The organism is Rufibacter ruber, assembly GCF_014138425.1.
In the GTDB taxonomy this organism is placed as follows: Bacteria; Bacteroidota; Bacteroidia; order Cytophagales; family Hymenobacteraceae; genus Nibribacter; species Nibribacter ruber_C.
In genome coordinates, this window is sequence record NZ_JACJIQ010000007.1 from 51,719 (window position 1) to 69,956 (window position 18,238).

Consider the following 18,238-nt stretch of genomic DNA (forward strand, 5'->3'; position numbering starts at 1 on the left):
TAATATAAAGCCCTTGCCGCCGCTTAATGAGGGGGAGCGTCAGGCTTGACAGCGGGCATGGTTCTTTTGATGAGTTATAGAACTCCTCTTACCCTTGGAAAGCAACTCCCTGTAAATGTGTTACAAAAGTTTTATTCAACGTGTGCAACCGCAGATACGCACCTGGCTCAGGTTCTATTTTCTCAATTTTTATTGTACCTTTAGACTAAGCAGCCCTCTGCCCGACAGACAACAACATTTTCCCATGAGATTTTTCCCCATTCTCGTCCTACTCTTCTTTTTAGCAGGGCAGGCTGTGGCCCAGCAGTCAGTGGTTGACAGTTTGCAGACCTTGGTGCAGAAAACCCCCTCAGATTCCTTAAAAGTAGTGTTACTGAACAAAATCAGTGAACAGTACACCAAGTTTGACCCTGAAAAAGCAGTTGCAACGGGCCAGCAGGCTGAAAAGCTGGCGACCAGGCTCCACTTCCTTTCTGGCCAAGCCGCTGCCCTTAATTACCAGGGGGTGGGGTACATGAACCTGTCTGAGTACGGGAAAGCCATGCGGTGCCACCAGCGGGCGTTACAAATTCGCCGCGAGCTGAAAGATTCACTGGGCATGGTGAGTTCTCTGGTGAACCTGGGGAATGTGAATTTCAGGAACAATGATTTTGACAAATCAATGGTTCGCTACCAGGAGGGACTGGTGATTGCTGAAAAGATTGGGGACAAACTGGGCATGAGCCGCCTTTATAACAACATGGGCAGCATCTATGAAGACCGGGGAGACAATGAAGGGGCGCTGGCCCACTTCCTGAAAGCCGCCAAAATGAAAGAGGAACTGGGAGACCGCCGGGGGCTTTCAGTGAGCCTTTACCATTTGGGAGTGGTCAATGCCAATTTAGGAAACATGGACAAGGCCTTCTCGTACCTGCACCAAGCCCTGAAAATTGATGATGAGCTACAGAACACGGCCGCCAAAGTGAGCAACCTGCGCAAGCTCGCGGAGCTTCACCAGCAGCAGAAGGATTACCCCGCCGCCATCAAAGTGGCGAAGCAGAGCCTTGAGCTGGCCAGTAACATGCACTCCACGCTAGATGTAGCCTTGTCGGCTGATTTGTTGCAGGATCTCTACGCGGCGCAGAGACAGTACAAAGACGCCTATGATCATCTGCTGATCAGAACCTTGGCCACTGATACGCTCCACTCAGAAAGAAGGCGCGAAATGGCGGCAGAGGCAGAGGCTGCCTTTGAGAACGAGAAAAAAGAACTGGAAAACCAAAAGCTCAAGCTGGAGCAGACCCGGCAGCAGCAGGAGCTGGCGCACCAGAAACAGGTGAAGTGGCTGGTTCTGCTGGCCCTGGGTGCCTCTCTGGGCTTAGCGGGGGTTTTGTTCTTTAGCAGACGCCGCTCCAAGATTCAGAACAGGGCGCTGAGGGAAATCAATGCCCGGGTTCAGGCGCAGAACTATGAGATTACGCTCCAGAAAGAAGCCATGGCTGAACAGGCCGCTGTCATGAAAAAGCAGCGGGATGAACTGGAGAAGCTGAATACCTTTAAGAACAAGATCTTCTCTATCATCTCCCATGACCTGCGCAGCCCGTTTGCCTCAGTGCAGGCACTTTTCTACCTGGCAGATGCCAATGCCATGAACGACCAGGAATTCAAACGCCTCTTCAAGATGCTGGGCAAAGATTATGAGAACGCCTCTAATTTGCTGGACAACCTGCTGATCTGGGCTAAAAATCAAATGACTGGCGCCTCTGTCCAGTATGAAAAGTTAAACCTGCATTATCTGGCCGGGGAGAATGTTTCGCTGCTGGCGCATAACGCTGAAATGAAGCAGATAGAACTGGTCAATGAAATTCCGGAAGGGCTACAGCTTTCCTCTGACCGGGAACGTCTCAACTTTGTCATCAGAAACCTGGTGATGAATGCCATTAAGTTTACCCAACCGGGAGGAACTGTCTGTCTACAGGCGAAAGAAGCAGACCAGGAGATTGTGCTTCAGGTAAAAGACACCGGTACCGGCATTTCACCCAAGGTAGTAGACAAACTGTTCTCTGAGCAGCGCTTCTCCTCTAAAGGCACCTACAATGAGAAGGGGACCGGGCTGGGCCTCATGCTCTGCAAGGAGCTCCTGGAAGGCATTGGCGGCACCATTTCGGTAGAGAGCCAGGAGGGAAGCGGCAGTACTTTCAGCGTGGCTCTGCCTAAAAAAAGCATGGCACCAGAAGAGCCGCTTTTGGTGGCAGCCACTAATTCCTGATTTCTGTTTTCGGCCTGTTTTCTCAAAAACAGGCCGAAAACAGGAAACCCGGCACCAGGTTACCCTCTATTAACGGGCATCAGTCCTTGTGAGAGGCACCTTCTTCCCTAAATTTCACAATAAGCGCCATCTTCTTCTCATGGAGTTGAGCCTCCAGCCCCACCTTGTAGATATGCGGGTTCAGAAACCTCCTGTACGTTTCATGCAGCAACGCCACCTGCCGGGCAGCCCGCTCCTGAATTTCCAGCAATGACGGAGAGGTGTAGGTTAATTTCCCTTTCTGGAAGACAGGGACCAGCAGGTCTTCAAAAGTGCAGTCATCCTGAAAGGTTTTGCGTTGGGTGGGGTCATTGGGGTGCACCATGGTAGCAGGCGCCTGCACCTGTTGGGGTTCTGAGAAAATCATATCGCCAATGGGGCTGTTGTTCCGGTAGAACCTTCGCACCTGCAGAATTCCGGGCGTAGAGATTTTTACCAGCTGCTCAGAGAGCTTGAGTTTGTATTCCCAGTCTTGATCATCCTTTTTTAAAGCCGCCAGTTTATACACCCCGCCCAGCGCCGGTTGATCATATGCCGTCACCAGCTTGGTGCCAATCCCCCAGGTGTCAATCTTAGCCCCCTGTTGCTTCAGGCTTTGAATCAGGTGCTCATCCAGGTCATTGCTGCCCAGAATGGCCACCTTCTCAAAACCGGCGGCATCCAGCAGCTTCCGGGCCTCAATGCTCAGGTAAGCCAGGTCCCCGGAGTCCAGCCTGATGCCTCTCAACTCTCCGCCCTGCGCGCGCATCTTGCTGGCTACGGCAATGGCTTTCTTCACACCTTCCAGGGTGTTGTAGGTGTCTACCAGAAAAACAGAATCATGGGGGAACACGTCACCGTAGGCAGAGAACGCCTCTGACTCCCGTTCAAAGGACATGACCCAGCTATGGGCGTGGGTTCCTTTTACCGGAATAGCAAACAGTTTGCCCGCCAGCATATTGGAAGTGGCCTTTACGCCGCCTATAAAGGCCGCCCTGGCAGCACTTATTGCCCCGTCTGGCCCCTGAGCCCGCCGCATGCCAAATTCAATCACGGTGTCTCCCTGCGCCGCGTCTACCACCCGGGCGGCTTTGGTGGCCACCAGTGTCTGGAAGTTCAAGATGGTGAGCAGCGGGGTTTCCAGCAGTTGGCATTGCAGAATGGGTCCTTTTATGCGCAGGAGCGGTTCATTGGGGAAAACGGCCGTGCCCTCAGGAATGGCTTCCACGTCACAGGTAAACTGCAGCTCCCGCAGGTGCTGCAGAAACCCCTCTTCAAACAGAACCTGCCCCTGGCTTCCCTTCAACGAGCCCAGGTAGGCCACATCTTCTTCAGTGAACCCGAAATTCTGGAGCAAATCAATGGCATCTTCCAGGCCAGCACAAAGGGTATAGCCGCCTTTGAACGGGTTCTTCCTGAAATAAAGATGGAAAACCGCCTCCTGGTCTGCCATGCCTTTCTTCCAGTAGCCCTGGGCCATGGTCAGCTGGTACATATCGGTTAACAGCGCGAGGGAGGTTCTGAAGCGTTGGGTAAGGCTCATACAGGTTGTCTTTTCTGTTTTCCCTCCCTTACGAGAAACGCTGGGGAAGGGCCACAAAGGTAGAAAACCTGTGCTCCCCAGAAAAGATGGGCAAAACTACTGGGCCCTGTGAAATCAAAACACCAAAACCCTTTTATTTTCAATTTTAACAATGAATGCAAATAAAAAGGGTTAGCTATTTTGTATTTAAAAAATAAAATAATAACTTTTTATTATAATTACAGTATAAAGAGAAGGCGCAGTTTTTTGGCTGCGGCATTCTTGAAGATGAAGGTGGAACAATTTAATTATAGATGATTATGAAAAAGAACTATTATCCAACGCTGATTTCATTAACCTTCTTCGCCGGAACATTTTTGATTGTGTTTACCTCCAGCGACAGCGATGTAGCTGCCTTCAGGTTTATCACCTATTTGTTCGTGTCTTGCTTCTTAGCGGTTTCTTATATCTACAAAGACGTTTTATTTAAAGCCAAGGAAAAACCTGCTGTCACCAAAATGGAGCATGTTCTGAATGACGCTGAAAAATTCTCCCAGGAATTTGGCGAGGTATATGTTTTAGCAGATAAACTGAAACAACAGCGTAAACAGAAAAAAGGCGCCATTGCTGCCAACAGGCCTGCCTGATCCAGCACATAAGGCTTGAGCAGTTATTGCAACTTCTGATTTCAATATTGCATTCCGGTAAATGCCTCCTCTCACAGGGAGGCATTTTTGTTTCAGAGTGACATCTTCTGCTGCCGTCTTTTCATAGGCCTGGCCTTGACAATAGTTGTTGCCGTACATTAGTTCTTGTTGAAAGTGTCCTCCCCATTTAAAAAATTCTAATTATTTTTCATCAGTTGTATCTTCATTAAAGGCAATTTGCTTTTCGCCAGTCTTTGGGCTACCCCTACTTCTGACAATAAATTCCTTCCTGTTTATGGCGCACCCATAGGTTCTAAAAAAGTTGCGTCTTCTGAAATAAATATTTTCCTCTGAAAAGTTATAATTCTAATAATAGAACTATGATCTAGCACAGAAAGCATTAAACATTTCAGGGAACTGTTTTCCAGCGGAAAGAATTATATAGGTATCCTGAGAGTTTAGGACTCCACTGCTTCAGGTACTGGAGACATTGTTTAAACTTAATGATCAGACGTCATGAAAAAGAGTTTTAGATCTTCTTTAGTAGCTATCGGTTTCTTTGTGGGCATTTTTGCCTTGACCTTGATTAGCCAAGACAGTGATATGGCTGTTTTAACTGTACTGACCTACATTGGCATTGCCAGTTTTTCGGCCATTGCCATTTATTCCCCTTTGGTGAATAATGAGGAGCCGGCCAGAGGTGTTTCCAAACTAGACCATCTGTTGCAGAATGCAGAGAAATTCTCTCAGGAATACGGAGAGGTGTATGTCATGGCAGATAAATTGAAACAACAACGTAAAGCCAAACAAGGCACCGCTGCTGCCCATTAGTATTTGTTCACCATGAAGTAATCAGTTAGATGAAGTCTTTCCCGTTATGCTTACCCTAGAAGCCTCTCCTAATCTGAGAGGCTTCTTTTATTATAGACAGATCTGTATTTAAAAAGGGGAAAGGTTTCTGTTTTTTGGCTGTTTTTCAGAAATCAGGCCCAAAACGCATTTCCTTTCCCCTTTTATTAATTCCTTTATTACTTTTAGCAGTACCTTCTCGGGTACCAAATGCAGAAGAAAGTAGCGTAACCGTACCTAAAAAGAAAGAAGATGGACAAGGTCAACCTGGCAGAGAAATTGAGCCTGTTCTCAGACCACTGGAACCCCAGAATAGTGGGGGAACTGAATGGGCAACACATAAAGCTGGCTAAATTTAAAGGGCCTTTTGTCTGGCACCACCATGAACACGAAGATGAGTTGTTTCTGGTGGTGCAGGGAACGTTGAAAATAGAGTTCAGAGACAAAACCCTTGAGCTGCAAGAGGGCGAATTTCTGATAGTGCCCAAAGGGGTGGAACATAGGCCGGTGGCCGAGGAAGAGGTAAGTGTGCTGCTCTTTGAACCTGCCTCTACGCTGAACACAGGCAATGAGCAAAACAGGCTCACCAGGCCTTCCCTGGAAAGCATTTGACACAGACGGGCTAGGGTGTTTCTGGCCTTCTTTTTGAAAAACAGGCAGAAAACAAAACCGCAGGTACGTTCCCGCGCAAATTTTACTTGGCAGTGGGTTTTGGCAATTGGCAGGTTTTAACTAAAATGAGGACCCAAACGCTTTATGAACTGCTAATTCCCTCATGATGTACCCTATGCTCCACCGTAACTTCACCAAGCCGTTTCTGGTAGGTTTGTCAGGTTTGCTCTTTTCCTGCTCTACCCCTTACCAAACCCTTCACCAGAAGGCGGTGCTGGTAGATACCCACAATGACGTCCTGTCGCAAGTAGTCTTTGAGGGGCACTCGGTTGAAACCGACCTCACCGGAAAGGCACACACTGACCTGGCGCGCATGAAGAAGGGCGGGGTAGATGTGCAGGTCTTTGCCGTGTTCTGTGATGAAACCTACGGCCCCGGCCGCGCCTTTCAATATGCCAATGACCAGATAGACACGCTGGAGGCCATAGTGCGGCGCAACCCAGATAAGTTGCAGCTGGTTTCTTCCCCTGCCCAGGCGCGCGCCGCGGTGAAAGCCGGTAAAATCGCCTCGCTTACCGGGGTAGAGGGCGGCCACATGATAGAAGACAACCTGGACAACCTGGACCACCTGTACCGCCGCGGCGTTCGCTACCTCACCCTCACCTGGAACAACAGCACGGCCTGGGCCTCTTCTGCCGCCGATGAAACCAAAGGAACCGGGTACAACGGCAAAAAAGGCCTGAATGACTTTGGCAAGCAGGTAGTGCGCCGCATGAACGACCTGGGCATGCTCGTAGATTTGTCACACGTGGGGGAACAGACGTTCTGGGACGCCCTGAACACTTCCACCAAACCCGTGCTGGTGTCACACAGCTGCGCTGCAAAATTCAGTCCGCACCCCCGCAATTTGAATGATGCCCAGATACAGGCGGTGGGCAAGAACGGCGGCGTGATCCATATCAATTTCTTCTCTGAGTTTTTAGACAGCGCCTACACCAGAAGAATAAAGGCCTTCATGAGCAAACATGAGGCAGAAATCAAGTCACTTCGGGCGCAGGGAACCACTGGCATGGCGTTGAAAGACCTCCTTTTCAACAAGTACCCAGATGAGTCAAAGCACATCAACCCGCCCATTTCGCTGCTCATTGACCACATTGACCACGTGGTGAAGCTGGCCGGGATAGACCACGTGGGCCTGGGATCTGACTATGACGGCATTGGGGCCGCCCCCGTGGGCTTAGACGACGTAAGCACCTATCCGCTCATCACCAAAGCGCTGCTGGAGCGCGGCTACAAAAAGAAAGACATTGAGAAAATTCTGGGCGGTAACTTCCTGCGGGTCTGGGAAGCCAACCAGCCGCAGGCGGTGGCGAAGAAGTAAAATCTCTGTTTTCGGCCTGTTTTCTAAAAAACAGGCCGAAAACAGAAGTTCAACCAACTGCATTTCCTGCACTATACATGGCGCAAGCGTACCGTTGTGACCCGAGGAGCCTGTAAGAATTGATTAGGCAGGGCAGATGAAGCCGGCTAAAGAAGCCCCGCTAATTTTCTGCTTTGATTATGAACAAGCCGTCTGCTTCTGTTTTCGGGCTCCTTTTAAAAAAACAGCCCGAAAACAGGACGTGCCTACCCTAGAAACACTTTTTCCAGTTTCGCCAAATGTTCCTCCGCTTGGGGTAAAGCCTGATGCTCTAGTGAAGCTATTGCACGCAGTCCGGTTACATTTCCTGCAAACACTAGCTCAGCCTTCAGAAGGTCTTCCATGGGAAACAAGCCTTCCTGAGTCTGCCACTGGTTTTTCAGGGCCCAGGCCAGGAGCGACCGGCGCAGGACCCCGTTGAGGCAGCCGGTTGCAAGGGCGGGCGTAAACAGGGTGTTTTCTTTCACCCAGAAAAGGTTGGAAAAGGTCAGCTCGGACAGATTTCCGTGCGGGTCCAGTAACAACAGATCATCATACCCCTTGTGAGTTTTCTCCCGGCTCGCCAATATATATACGGGCGCGTTGATTCCTTTGAAAGATGAAAACGGGGAGGGAACCGTGCGCACGGTTTGGCATAGGCCCACCTGTAACGCTGAGGCAGCGGACAGGGGAGCCGGTTGGGCAGAGAGTAGCCAGTCAGCGGCATCTGTTGGGGGGGTATAGAGCCCTTCTCCGGAACGCCAGATTTTGAGCTTCACCCGGGCCAGATCCCCGCATTGGTTCTCTTTGGCAAGAAAGAGAATCTGCCGGGCCAGGTTTTCCGCAGTGAGGTCTAAAGGCAAATCAATCTGCAGAACCTGGGCCGCTTCCTGTATCCTTTCCCAATGCGCCGCCCAAAACCGAACCTTTCCGTGAGCCACCATAATGGTTTCAAAGAACCCGTCATTGTACTGAAACGCGCGGTTGCTGAGCGGCAGGCGCAGTTCATTTTCTGGAAGTAATTGGCCGTTGTAGAGCAGGAACACCTTCTTTAATTAGAAATTGAGAAATAGGGATTAAAGGAGCGCGTACAATTTACCGGGCATGGCTTTGATGAAGCCGCTCATCTCCAGCGTGAATAGCACAGATGAAAGCTGCCCCAGGGTCAGGGACGTATTGCGGTTCAGGACGTCAATGTGGGTGGGGCCGGCCTGGTGTAAAATGCGCAGCACCTGCTGTTCATCTTCCGGAAAGCCCGTAAGGTCCAGGTTTCTGGCCGCTTTAGGCGCCGCAAAGGGAGCCAGGGCCTTGTCCCAGTTCAGCAGTTCCTCTAAGTCTTTGGGTTTGGTATAAGGAACCGCTTTCAGGCTTTTGATGAGTTGGTTGCAGCCCTGCGAAGTCTCTGACGTAATAGGCCCCGGCACCGCCATCACTTCGCGGTCATAGCTGTGGGCAATGTCAGCTGAAATCAATGAACCGCCTTTGCTGGTAGATTCCACCACAATGGTGCAGTCGGCCATACCGGCTATAATACGGTTGCGGGAGGGGAACCTGGGCGCATCTGGTTTCGTGCCGAAGGGAAACTCAGAGAGAATGCCCCCGTTCTGTACCATTCTTTCGGCATCGCGCTGGTGGGCGGTGGGGTAGACGGTCTCCAGGCTGTTGGCCATGACCCCCACGGTGGGCAGGCCCGCGTATAGGGCGGCGCGGTGCGCGAGAATGTCAATGCCGTACGCGAGCCCACTGACCACCAGGGCCTCATGCTGCACCAGGCTTTGCACAATCTGTTCAGTCACCACCCGCCCATACTCTGTGCATTGACGGGTGCCCACAATGCTAATGACTTTCAGAGCATTCAAATCTGCGGTGCCCTTGTAGTAGAGCAGGAGCGGGGCGTCTGGCACGTTCCGGAGGCGTTCAGGGTACGCCGGATTGGTGAAATACAGAAGTTGCACCTGTTCGGCCTCTGCCCGCAGAATGGTGGCCTCGGCTTCGCGCAAAGCTGCTGTTTTGTTTTCCAGGATATTTTTCAGCAGAATTTTCCCAATGCCAGGCACCGCGCTCAACTGCTCAGGCAGGGCAGTGAACACTTCTTCGGCAGAGCCGAAATACTTTACCAAAGTACGCGCCGTCCCGCCACCCACCTGCGGAATGATGGGGAGGGCCACCTGGAAGAGTAAATCCGAAGGATTTGAGTCCTGAATTCTGTGTCTAGAGTCCTGGGTCATGCCATTGGAAAGTTCTGAGTTCTAAGTCTTAAGTCCTGAGTCAGGGAATACGTAAGATTATGAAGAACCAGATGGGGTTGATTAACCGTTTCGGGCCTGTTTTTAGGTAAACAGGCCCGAAACGGTTAATGGTCTATAATTAAATTCCAAGAGTTCAGCTTACAGTTGTGCCCTTTTCCCACTCAGGACTCAGAACCCAGGACTGGGCCGCTAGGGCAACTGTGCCTTGATGCTGATCAAGAACTCCTTCACCTTCTCCAGGCTCTGAATCATCTCAAATTTCTCCCGCACCTGCACGCCGCGGGTTTTGAGCATTTCACGGGCACCCTGAATGGTGTAGCCGCGCTCCTTTACCAGGTGGTACACAAACCGCAGGTTTTCAATGTCTTTGGGTGAGAAGAGGCGGTTGCCTTTCTTGTTCTTCTTGGGCTTGAGAATATCAAACTCGGTTTCCCAGAATCTAATCAGGGATGGGGCAACATCAAACATGGCGGCTACTTCGCCAATGCTGTAGTACTGTTTCTCTATGTCGCGTTCTTTGTAGGGCACTTTGTATGAGTTCTGAGTCTTGAGTTCTGAGTTCTGAGACTGGGAATTTCTTGGACTGACTCAGGACTCAAGACTCAGAACTCAGAACTCATCTGTTTTTGCCTTGTTTTCTGAAAAACAGGCCGAAAACGCTTTGGCCAGCACGGCATATTGGCAAAAAAGCTTACTTTTGCAGGTGGCGGTACAAGCGTTTGAAGGGCAAAAATTCGCTTTTTCTTTCGCATTTACAAGCCCTTGCCACCCAGTTTTGAAAGCTATTATTTAAATACATGACCTCCGCTGAGATACGTCAGAAGTTCCTGGATTTCTTCGCCTCCAAAGGCCACCAAGTTGTTCCGTCGGCACCCATTGTGGTAAAAGACGACCCTACGCTCATGTTCATCAACTCGGGCATGGCACCGTTTAAAGACTATTTCCTGGGCAACAAACCCGCACCCTACGCCCGCGTAGTCGATACGCAGAAATGTCTGCGCGTGTCTGGCAAGCACAATGACCTGGAGGAAGTAGGCTATGACACCTACCACCACACCATGTTTGAGATGCTGGGCAATTGGTCTTTTGGGGACTACTTCAAGCAAGATGCGCTGAGATGGTCGTGGGAGTTACTGACCGAGGTGTACAAGCTGCCCAAAGACCGGCTCTACGTTTCCGTTTTCCAGGGCGATGCTTCTGAGAACCTGCCCATGGACCAGGAAGCGTATGATATCTGGAAGACCATGATCGCCGAAGACCGCATCTTGATGGGCAACAAGAAGGACAACTTCTGGGAGATGGGCGATACCGGTCCGTGCGGTCCGTGCTCTGAGATTCACGTAGACTTGCGTTCAGACGAGGAGCGCGCACAGGTAGACGGAAAATCTTTGGTGAACAATGACCATCCGCAGGTGGTGGAAATCTGGAACAACGTGTTCATGGAGTTCAACCGGTTAGCAGATAGTTCTTTGGTGAAACTCCCTGCGCAGCACGTAGATACGGGCATGGGCTTCGAGCGTTTGTGCATGGCTATCCAGGGCAAACAGTCTAACTACGACACCGATGTTTTCCAGCCGCTCATCCAGTTTATTGCCCAGGAGGCAGGCGTGGTGTACGGCCAAAACGAGAAGACAGACATTGCCATTAGGGTCATTGCCGATCATATCCGGGCCATTTCCTTCACCATCGCCGATGGGCAACTACCCAGCAATAACAAGGCGGGGTATGTGATTAGAAGAATTCTGCGCCGCGCGGTGCGGTATTCCTTCACCTACCTGAACTTCAAGAAGCCGTTCCTGAACACTATTGTGCCTGTGTTGGCCCACCAACTGGCGAACGTGTTCCCGGAACTGAAAGCCCAGCAAGCCTTTGTGCAGCGCGTGATTGAGGAAGAGGAAAATGCGTTCCTGCGCACGCTGGAGAACGGCCTGAAACGTCTGGATGAATATTTTAAAAATACTGAGCTACTTCGAAATACAGCTATTGATAATGGGCAACCCTTTATGCATGATTTAAGGGGACCGGAAAACCTGACAGTTAGCGGAAGTACAATGTTTGAGTTATATGATACTTTTGGATTCCCTCCAGATTTGACAGCCCTTATTGCCAAAGAAAACGGCTTCACCATTGATGAGGCCGGCTTCACCACTGAAATGGAGCAGCAGAAAAGCCGTTCCCGTAACGCCGCTGCCACCGAACAAGGCGACTGGGTGGTGCTGCAACCAGACGTGGAGACCGAGTGGGTGGCCTATGACGCCGAAGAAGTGGAAGCCCGTGTGGTGCGTTACCGTCAGGTGACCGCTAAAAACAAAAAGGAATTCCACGTAGTGCTGGACCGCACCCCGTTCTACGCTGAGAGCGGCGGACAGGTAGGCGATACGGGTATGCTGGAATCTGCGGCCGGCAACGTGAAAGTGCTGGACACCAAAAAAGAGAACGACCTTATTCTGCACATCACCGCTGAGCTGCCCAAAGACTTAGAGGCTCCGCTGAAAGCGAAAGTAGACAGCAGACGCCGCGCATTGATTAAGAAAAACCACTCGGCCACCCACTTGCTGCACGCCGCATTAAAGCAGGTGCTGGGTGACCACGTGAACCAGAAAGGCTCTTTAGTGAGTGATAAACTCTTGCGTTTTGACTTTTCGCACTTCACTAAGGTAACCGAAGAGCAGCTGCGCGAGGTGGAGCATATCGTGAACGAGCGCATCCGGGAATCCATTGAAAAAGATGAGCGCCGCAACGTACCTATTGAAGAAGCGAAGCAATTAGGTGCTACCGCCTTGTTTGGCGAAAAGTACGGCGATTTTGTGCGGGTCATTACCTTTAACAAAGACTACTCCATAGAACTCTGCGGCGGTATTCACGTGCAGAACACCGGTAACATAGGCTTCTTCAAGATTGTAAGCGAAAGCTCGGTAGCCGCAGGCGTGAGAAGAATTGAAGCCATCACCGCCGATGTAGCCGAGGAATATGTGGATGAACAAATTTCACAGTTTGAGGAAGTGAAGCAGCTGTTGGGCGTGCAGAAAGACTTCGGTAAAGCCATTGAGAAACTCCAGGACGAAAATTCCGCCTTGCGCAAACAACTGGAAGCGTTTGAATTGAAGCAGGTGACTGCCCAGAAAGAAAAGCTGGCTTCACAAGTACGCGAAGTGAACGGGGTGAACTTCCTGTCGGCTAAGGTAGAAGTGAGCAACGCAGATTACCTCAAGAAACTCGCGTTTGACTTACGCTCTGTGGTTGACAATCTGGTGCTGGTTTTAGCCGCCGATGTAGACGGAAAACCCCAGCTGGCCGTTATGCTGTCAGATGAAGTGGTTTCAGGCAAAGGACTGAACGCCGTGCAAATGGTGAAAGAACTGGCAAAGGAAATCAAAGGCGGCGGCGGCGGACAACCGTTCTACGCTACGGCCGGCGGCAAGGAAGTGGCAGGTTTAGATGCCGCCCTTGCTAAAGCGCAAGGTTTGGTGCAGTAGAAGACCTCACCCTAAATCCCTCTCCCGCGGAGAGGGACTTTCTGCTAATGCGTTTTCGGGCTGTTTTTCAGAAAACAGCCCGAAAACAGAAAAATATATCTGGCGCGAGTCTCTGACTCGTGACTAAAGGTGAAGCGAGTCTCCAGACTCGCCGGGAACCAAAAGCAAATACAATACACCGGAGTCTGGAGACTCCAACCACCTGTCGGCACGAGTCAGAGACTCGCGCCAGCAAAAGAAAAACAATACTCCCCTCTCCGTGGGAGAGGGGCCGGGGGTGAGGTTAAACAATAGCCCATTAGGGGCTGTTTTTCAGAAAATAGACCAAAAACAGAAATCGTGTTACGTGCTACGTGATACGTGCTACTAAAAGAACATGAACGAAGACATCCGTTCCCAATACCAGGCCATCATCGGGCTGGAGGTGCACGCGCAGCTGCTCACTGAGAGCAAAGCCTATTCTGCAGACTCTACTGAGTACGGCATGCTGCCGAACACCAATTTGAGCGTAATTACCTTGGCGCACCCGGGCACCTTGCCCCGCGTGAACAAGAAGGTAGTGGAGATGGCCATGAAAATGGGAGTAGCTACCAACTGCGAAATTGAACGCCACAACTACTACGCCCGCAAGAACTACTTCTACCCAGACCTTCCCAAAGGCTACCAGATCACGCAAGACAAAACGCCTATCTGCACCAAAGGCTACCTGGATATTAAAACCAAGGACGGCGGTGAGAAGCGCATTGGCATCACCCGCATCCACATGGAAGAAGACGCCGGAAAATCCATGCACTTGGCCGGGGAGACCGAGACGCTGGTGGATTTGAACCGCGCCGGAACGCCTTTGATTGAGATTGTGTCAGAGCCCGATATCCGTGATTCAGAGGAAGCCTATGCCTACCTGACCCAGATCAAGAAGCTGGTGCAGTACCTGGAAATCTGTGACGGCAACATGGAAGAAGGCTCGCTGCGCTGCGACGCCAACATCTCAGTGATGAAGAAAGGCGCCAGTAAGTGGGGCACCAAGGTGGAGGTGAAGAACATGAACTCCTTCCGGAACGTGCAGCGCGCCATTGAGCACGAGATTGACCGCCAGATTGCTATTCTGGAAGCCGGAGGAACGGTTGACTCTGAGACCCGCAACTTTGACGCCAACACCGGCACCACCACCGGCATGCGCTCCAAAGAGACCATGAATGATTACCGGTACTTCCCGGAGCCAGATTTGCCAGCTGTCATCATCTCTGATGAATGGCTGCAGGCGGTAACGGAAAGCATGCCCGCGCTTCCGCAGGCACTTTACAACCGCTTCACCCAGGAGTATGGTCTCTCTGACTATGACGCCGGGGTATTGACCGATGACAAAGACATTGCCCTGTACTTTGATGCGCTTTGCCAGCAGACCAAGAACTACAAGGCGGCAGCCAACTGGATGAGCGGACCGGTAAAAAGCTACCTGAATGAACTCACCTTATCCATGTCCTCGTTCCCGCTGAAACCTGAGCAGGTAGCCGGGTTGATAGAGTTGGTAGACAGCAACAAAGTGAGCCATACCGTAGCCGCCAAGCAAATCTTCCCGTATCTGTTAGATAACCCACAGAAAACCGCCCAACAGGTGGCCACCGAGCAGAACCTGGTGCAGGAATCTGATGAAGGTGCCTTGCAAGCCATTATTGACAGTGTGCTGGCCGCCAACCCCGCCAAAGTAGCTGAATACAAAGCCGGGAAAGCGTCTCTGCTGGGCATGTTTATGGGTGACCTCATGAAACAGACCAAAGGAAAGGCTGACCCAAAACTGGCAAATAAACTATTGAAAGAGAGCTTAGATAAATAAGCTGACTTAGACGTAAACATGAAGAAACAAATCATACTGGCAGCCGCCGCCCTTAGCATTTTGGGGGCCTGTCAAAAGAAAGGGGTAGCTACCGCTGATACGGACAAGAGCTACCGCATCACCGGTAAAATCAACAACATGACCACCGGCAAGGTGTACCTGGATGAGCTGGGCGAGCAAGCCTTCATACCCAAAGACACCGCCGACATTAACAAAGACGGAACGTTTGTCATGGAGGGAACCGTAAGCGAACCCGCCATCTACAAGCTGGGCTTTGACAACAAAGAAGGCGTCATGTTGGTGGTAGACAACAAGCACATTGAGATTACCGCAGACTCCGGGCAGGTGGCCACCACCTACACCGTGAAAGGGTCAAAAGACTCTGAGCTGGTGAAAGAGCTGAACACCATCATGCAGGGCATGCAGCAGAAAGTGGCCGACCTGAACCAACGGGCACAGGCTGCCAGCTCCAACGGCCAGAATGAAGAGGTGGCTAAGTTGCAACAGGAATTTATGCTGGCGCAACAGGGCATGCAGCAGCAGTTGAAGAGCTTTGTGAGAACCAATCCTTCTTCAGTGGTATCTGCGTATGTGGCGGGCAACATGATCAGCCTTGAGGAGGAATTTCCTTTTGTAGACAGCGTTTTAACGGCTTTCAAAACAAACCTGCCTAATTCCCGCTACACCAAATCCCTGGAAGAAAAAGTTGGTTCCAAGCGTTCAACCGCTATTGGTTCGCTGGCTCCAGATATCAAACTGCCATCACCTTCTGGGCAGGAAGTGGCCCTTTCCTCGCTCCGCGGAAAGTATGTCTTAATAGACTTCTGGGCCAGCTGGTGCGGTCCCTGCCGCAAAGAGAACCCCAACGTGGTGCGCATGTACAACAAATACAAAGACAAAGGCTTTGAAATCTACGGCGTGAGCCTGGACCAGGACCGTGACAAATGGTTGAAAGCCATTGAGAACGACAAACTCACCTGGCCGCATGTGTCTGACCTGAAAGGGTGGGAAAGTGCTGCCGGCCAGCTCTACGGCGTCACTGCCATTCCGCAGACCGTGTTGCTGGACCGGGAAGGAAAAATCATTGCCAAAAACCTGAGAGGGCAGGAGCTGGAGGAGAAAATCGCTTCACTGCTGAAGTAGCAGGGTACTTTTAAAAACAGGAAAGCCGGACTTCTGTAAAAGTTCGGCTTTCCTGTTTTAGGTCATTTCCGTTTTCGGCCTGTTTTCTGAAAAACAGGCCGAAAACGGACTATTGTTATTGCAGGAAAATCTTCTGAAGCACATCCCACAGTTTCTTCTTCAGCTCAGTGCTTTTTTCAATGTTAGCCAGTGAGTCAACGCGCACAAAACGGGTCTCCTCCAGGCGGTACATGCGGTAAGGCTCCAGCTTCAACAGGTTTTCTACAGTGAGGTCATCGCCAAAGAGCAGAATGTGCCGCGCCTGCACCTGGAGGGCAATCTGCTTCACGTTATGGGCCACGCTGGTAGACAGGTTCCCGAACTGCACCTGCATGGTGGTTAGCCCCACAGCCGCCATCACTTTCTGCAGGAAAGGGTGCTGTGGCAGTTGCCCAAACTCCTGATCCGGTACCTGAAACAGCAGGTAGGTGCCTTTTACGGCTTCGCCCAACCATTCAATTCTTTCTTCCCTCTTCTCTGCCGCCACCGGGGCGGGTGCCGCTGGGGCAGGAGTAACTGCCACAGGCGCTTCAGCTGCTACCGCAGGCGGAGGCACAGGGACTGTGGCAGCCTCAACCGGAGCGGCACCGGGTACCAGCTGCACGGCGTTTTCCTCCGGCACCACGTACAGCGTGTCTTGTTCGTAGAAAGAGGGCAGAAAGGAGAAATCAGGGGGCGGGGTAGACATACTGTTTTCGGCCTGTTTTTGTGAAATTAACGAAAAACCGGATTATAGATTGAATATAGACTTCAACTCGTTGGCGTCATGCGGTTTCATGCGGCCCGCCAGAATCAGACGCAGCTGGCGCCGGCGTAGCGCACCATCATACTTGTCTTTCTCCTCGGCGGTCTCAGGAATGGCCTCTGGCACGGGCACCGGCTGACCGTTTTCGCCCAGGGCCACAAACGTGAAAAACGCTTCATTAGACTTTACTTTGGTGCCGGAGGGAATGTCTTCTGCCCACACGTTGATGTGCACCTCCATAGAGGTACTGAACGCACGGGTAACCCGGGCCTCCAGGGTGATCACATTGCCCAGTTTGATGGTTTCCTTGAAAGAGACGTTGTCAACAGACGCGGTCACAACAGGGCAGTTAGAATGCCGCTGCGCGGAGATAGCCGAGACAATGTCCATCCAGTGCATCATCTTGCCCCCCATCAAATTATGGAAGGTATTGGTATCATTGGGCAGCACCAGTTCAGTCATCTGCACATATGATTCTTTGACAAATTTTTGCTTACGCATAAAAACAAGGGATTAGCAAGCCGCAAAGATACAACCAGAACCAACTACCTGTTCGCTTTTCTGCCAAACCCGCTTTCTGCCCGTTAAAGCAGCCGTTTCAGCGCTTATTATTTAAGAGGACAGTTTTTCCGGTAGCTATTTCCAGCCTTGATTCCCCAGCAGCGGCACAAATTTGAAGTTGTCAAACTCTTCTTTGGTAAATTCCTCTTCGGCTACACGCGTGATCCGGAGCATTTTCTGCAGACCCGTGTCCCCCACCGGAATGACCAGTTTACCGCCTATGGTGAGTTGCCTTAAGAGCGTTTTAGGGATAATAGGGGCACCCGCCGTCACTAGTATCTTATGGTAGGGCGCGTGCGCCGGAAGCCCTTCTGAGCCGTCGCCCAGAAAGGTGAACGGGGAGAGCCCCATCATCTGGAACTGCTTGCGGGCCTTGTGAAAAAGCACCTCGTTGAACTCAATGGTGTACACCTGCGGGGTGAGTTGCAGCAGAATACTACACTGGTAACCAGAGCCGGTACCAATCTCCAGCACCTTGTCAGAGGGCTGCACCTGGAGCAACTCTGTCTGGTAGGCCACGGTGTAAGGCTGGGAGATGGTTTGGCCTTCCCCAATGGGGAAAGCTTTGTCCTGATAGGCCTGCTCCAGAAATGCTTTCTCAAAGAAGAAATGCCGGGGCACCTGCTCCAGGGCCGCCAGCACCTTCTGGTCTTTGATCCCTTTTTCGTGAACTACCCGTACCAGGCTCTTGCGCATTCCCTTGTGACGGTAACTATCTATGAGCATAAGGCTATTTAAGGTTATACATCTTTCCTCTACGGAGCACCAGATTCTTTTGGCGAATTTAAGGCAATAAGCGTTGACCGCCCCGCCATTAGATAAAATTATTAAATATGTTTTTCGTTTTAGAATGTAGCTTTGTGTTTGGGTTGCTTTTACATAGTATTGCAACATTA

16 protein-coding genes are annotated in these 18,238 nt (G+C 51.1%); 9 read left to right on the plus strand and 7 right to left on the minus strand.

Annotation, left to right across the window (positions count from 1 at the left end; translation table 11 throughout):
• Nucleotides 1-244: 244 nt before the first annotated feature.
• Nucleotides 245-2,248 carry an ATP-binding protein gene (locus FHS90_RS09720; RefSeq protein ID WP_182512907.1) on the plus strand — a complete coding sequence of 668 codons (2,004 nt, stop codon included), beginning with the start codon at nucleotides 245-247 and terminating at the stop codon, nucleotides 2,246-2,248.
• 79 nt (nucleotides 2,249-2,327) lie between these two features.
• Here the strand turns inward: FHS90_RS09720 and FHS90_RS09725 are convergent, their stop codons facing one another.
• Nucleotides 2,328-3,809, minus strand: a complete 1,482-nt coding sequence (locus tag FHS90_RS09725) for a nicotinate phosphoribosyltransferase (RefSeq protein WP_182512908.1) — start codon at nucleotides 3,807-3,809, stop codon at nucleotides 2,328-2,330.
• 299 nt (nucleotides 3,810-4,108) lie between these two features.
• Here FHS90_RS09725 and FHS90_RS09730 point away from each other — a divergent pair, with 299 nt between their 5' ends.
• The 4 genes from FHS90_RS09730 to FHS90_RS09745 all read left to right on the plus strand — a co-directional run bounded on the left by FHS90_RS09730 (nucleotide 4,109) and on the right by FHS90_RS09745 (nucleotide 7,277).
• Entirely contained in the window at nucleotides 4,109-4,435 is a 327-nt protein-coding gene (locus FHS90_RS09730; RefSeq protein ID WP_153042571.1) for a hypothetical protein, read from the plus strand.
• Between the two features lie 516 nt (nucleotides 4,436-4,951).
• Nucleotides 4,952-5,266, plus strand: a complete 315-nt coding sequence (locus FHS90_RS09735; RefSeq protein ID WP_182512909.1) for a hypothetical protein — start codon at nucleotides 4,952-4,954, stop codon at nucleotides 5,264-5,266.
• 270 nt (nucleotides 5,267-5,536) lie between these two features.
• On the plus strand, nucleotides 5,537-5,896 hold the full coding sequence (locus FHS90_RS09740; RefSeq protein WP_066831062.1) for a cupin domain-containing protein: 360 nt from the start codon (nucleotides 5,537-5,539) through the stop codon (nucleotides 5,894-5,896).
• Nucleotides 5,897-6,071: 175 nt separating this feature from the next.
• Entirely contained in the window at nucleotides 6,072-7,277 is a 1,206-nt protein-coding gene (locus FHS90_RS09745) for a dipeptidase (protein WP_182512910.1), read from the plus strand.
• Nucleotides 7,278-7,522: 245 nt separating this feature from the next.
• Here the strand turns inward: FHS90_RS09745 and FHS90_RS09750 are convergent, their stop codons facing one another.
• The 3 genes from FHS90_RS09750 to FHS90_RS09760 all read right to left on the minus strand — a co-directional run bounded on the left by FHS90_RS09750 (nucleotide 7,523) and on the right by FHS90_RS09760 (nucleotide 10,072).
• Complete coding sequence (locus FHS90_RS09750) at nucleotides 7,523-8,341, minus strand: aminotransferase class IV (protein WP_182512911.1); 819 nt, start codon at nucleotides 8,339-8,341, stop codon at nucleotides 7,523-7,525.
• 30 nt (nucleotides 8,342-8,371) lie between these two features.
• Nucleotides 8,372-9,523, minus strand: a complete 1,152-nt coding sequence (dprA, locus tag FHS90_RS09755) for a DNA-processing protein DprA (RefSeq protein ID WP_182512912.1) — start codon at nucleotides 9,521-9,523, stop codon at nucleotides 8,372-8,374.
• 210 nt (nucleotides 9,524-9,733) lie between these two features.
• Nucleotides 9,734-10,072, minus strand: coding sequence for a MerR family transcriptional regulator (locus FHS90_RS09760; protein WP_066839680.1), 339 nt, complete (start codon nucleotides 10,070-10,072; stop codon nucleotides 9,734-9,736).
• 103 nt (nucleotides 10,073-10,175) lie between these two features.
• Here FHS90_RS09760 and FHS90_RS09765 point away from each other — a divergent pair, with 103 nt between their 5' ends.
• The 4 genes from FHS90_RS09765 to FHS90_RS09780 all read left to right on the plus strand — a co-directional run bounded on the left by FHS90_RS09765 (nucleotide 10,176) and on the right by FHS90_RS09780 (nucleotide 15,997).
• Nucleotides 10,176-10,337, plus strand: a complete 162-nt coding sequence (locus tag FHS90_RS09765) for a hypothetical protein (RefSeq protein ID WP_161947814.1) — start codon at nucleotides 10,176-10,178, stop codon at nucleotides 10,335-10,337.
• Nucleotides 10,338-10,341: 4 nt separating this feature from the next.
• The gene (alaS, locus tag FHS90_RS09770) at nucleotides 10,342-13,020 is read left to right on the plus strand and encodes an alanine--tRNA ligase (RefSeq protein WP_182512913.1); all 2,679 of its coding nucleotides are present in this window, start codon (nucleotides 10,342-10,344) and stop codon (nucleotides 13,018-13,020) included.
• A gap of 376 nt (nucleotides 13,021-13,396) precedes the next feature.
• Complete coding sequence (gene gatB / locus FHS90_RS09775) at nucleotides 13,397-14,854, plus strand: Asp-tRNA(Asn)/Glu-tRNA(Gln) amidotransferase subunit GatB (RefSeq protein ID WP_182512914.1); 1,458 nt, start codon at nucleotides 13,397-13,399, stop codon at nucleotides 14,852-14,854.
• Nucleotides 14,855-14,872: 18 nt separating this feature from the next.
• Nucleotides 14,873-15,997 (plus strand): TlpA disulfide reductase family protein, encoded by a 1,125-nt coding sequence (locus FHS90_RS09780; RefSeq protein WP_182512915.1) that lies wholly within the window; start codon nucleotides 14,873-14,875, stop codon nucleotides 15,995-15,997.
• 115 nt (nucleotides 15,998-16,112) lie between these two features.
• On the opposite strand, the gene FHS90_RS09785 is transcribed toward FHS90_RS09780, so the two are convergent.
• From FHS90_RS09785 to FHS90_RS09795, 3 genes are all read right to left on the minus strand, one after another.
• Nucleotides 16,113-16,724, minus strand: coding sequence for a hypothetical protein (locus FHS90_RS09785; protein ID WP_182512916.1), 612 nt, complete (start codon nucleotides 16,722-16,724; stop codon nucleotides 16,113-16,115).
• A 42-nt stretch (nucleotides 16,725-16,766) separates the two neighbouring features.
• Nucleotides 16,767-17,282, minus strand: a complete 516-nt coding sequence (locus FHS90_RS09790; RefSeq protein WP_066839244.1) for an acyl-CoA thioesterase — start codon at nucleotides 17,280-17,282, stop codon at nucleotides 16,767-16,769.
• A gap of 135 nt (nucleotides 17,283-17,417) precedes the next feature.
• Nucleotides 17,418-18,068 carry a protein-L-isoaspartate(D-aspartate) O-methyltransferase gene (locus FHS90_RS09795; RefSeq protein ID WP_182512917.1) on the minus strand — a complete coding sequence of 217 codons (651 nt, stop codon included), beginning with the start codon at nucleotides 18,066-18,068 and terminating at the stop codon, nucleotides 17,418-17,420.
• Between the last annotated feature and the right edge of the window lie 170 nt (nucleotides 18,069-18,238).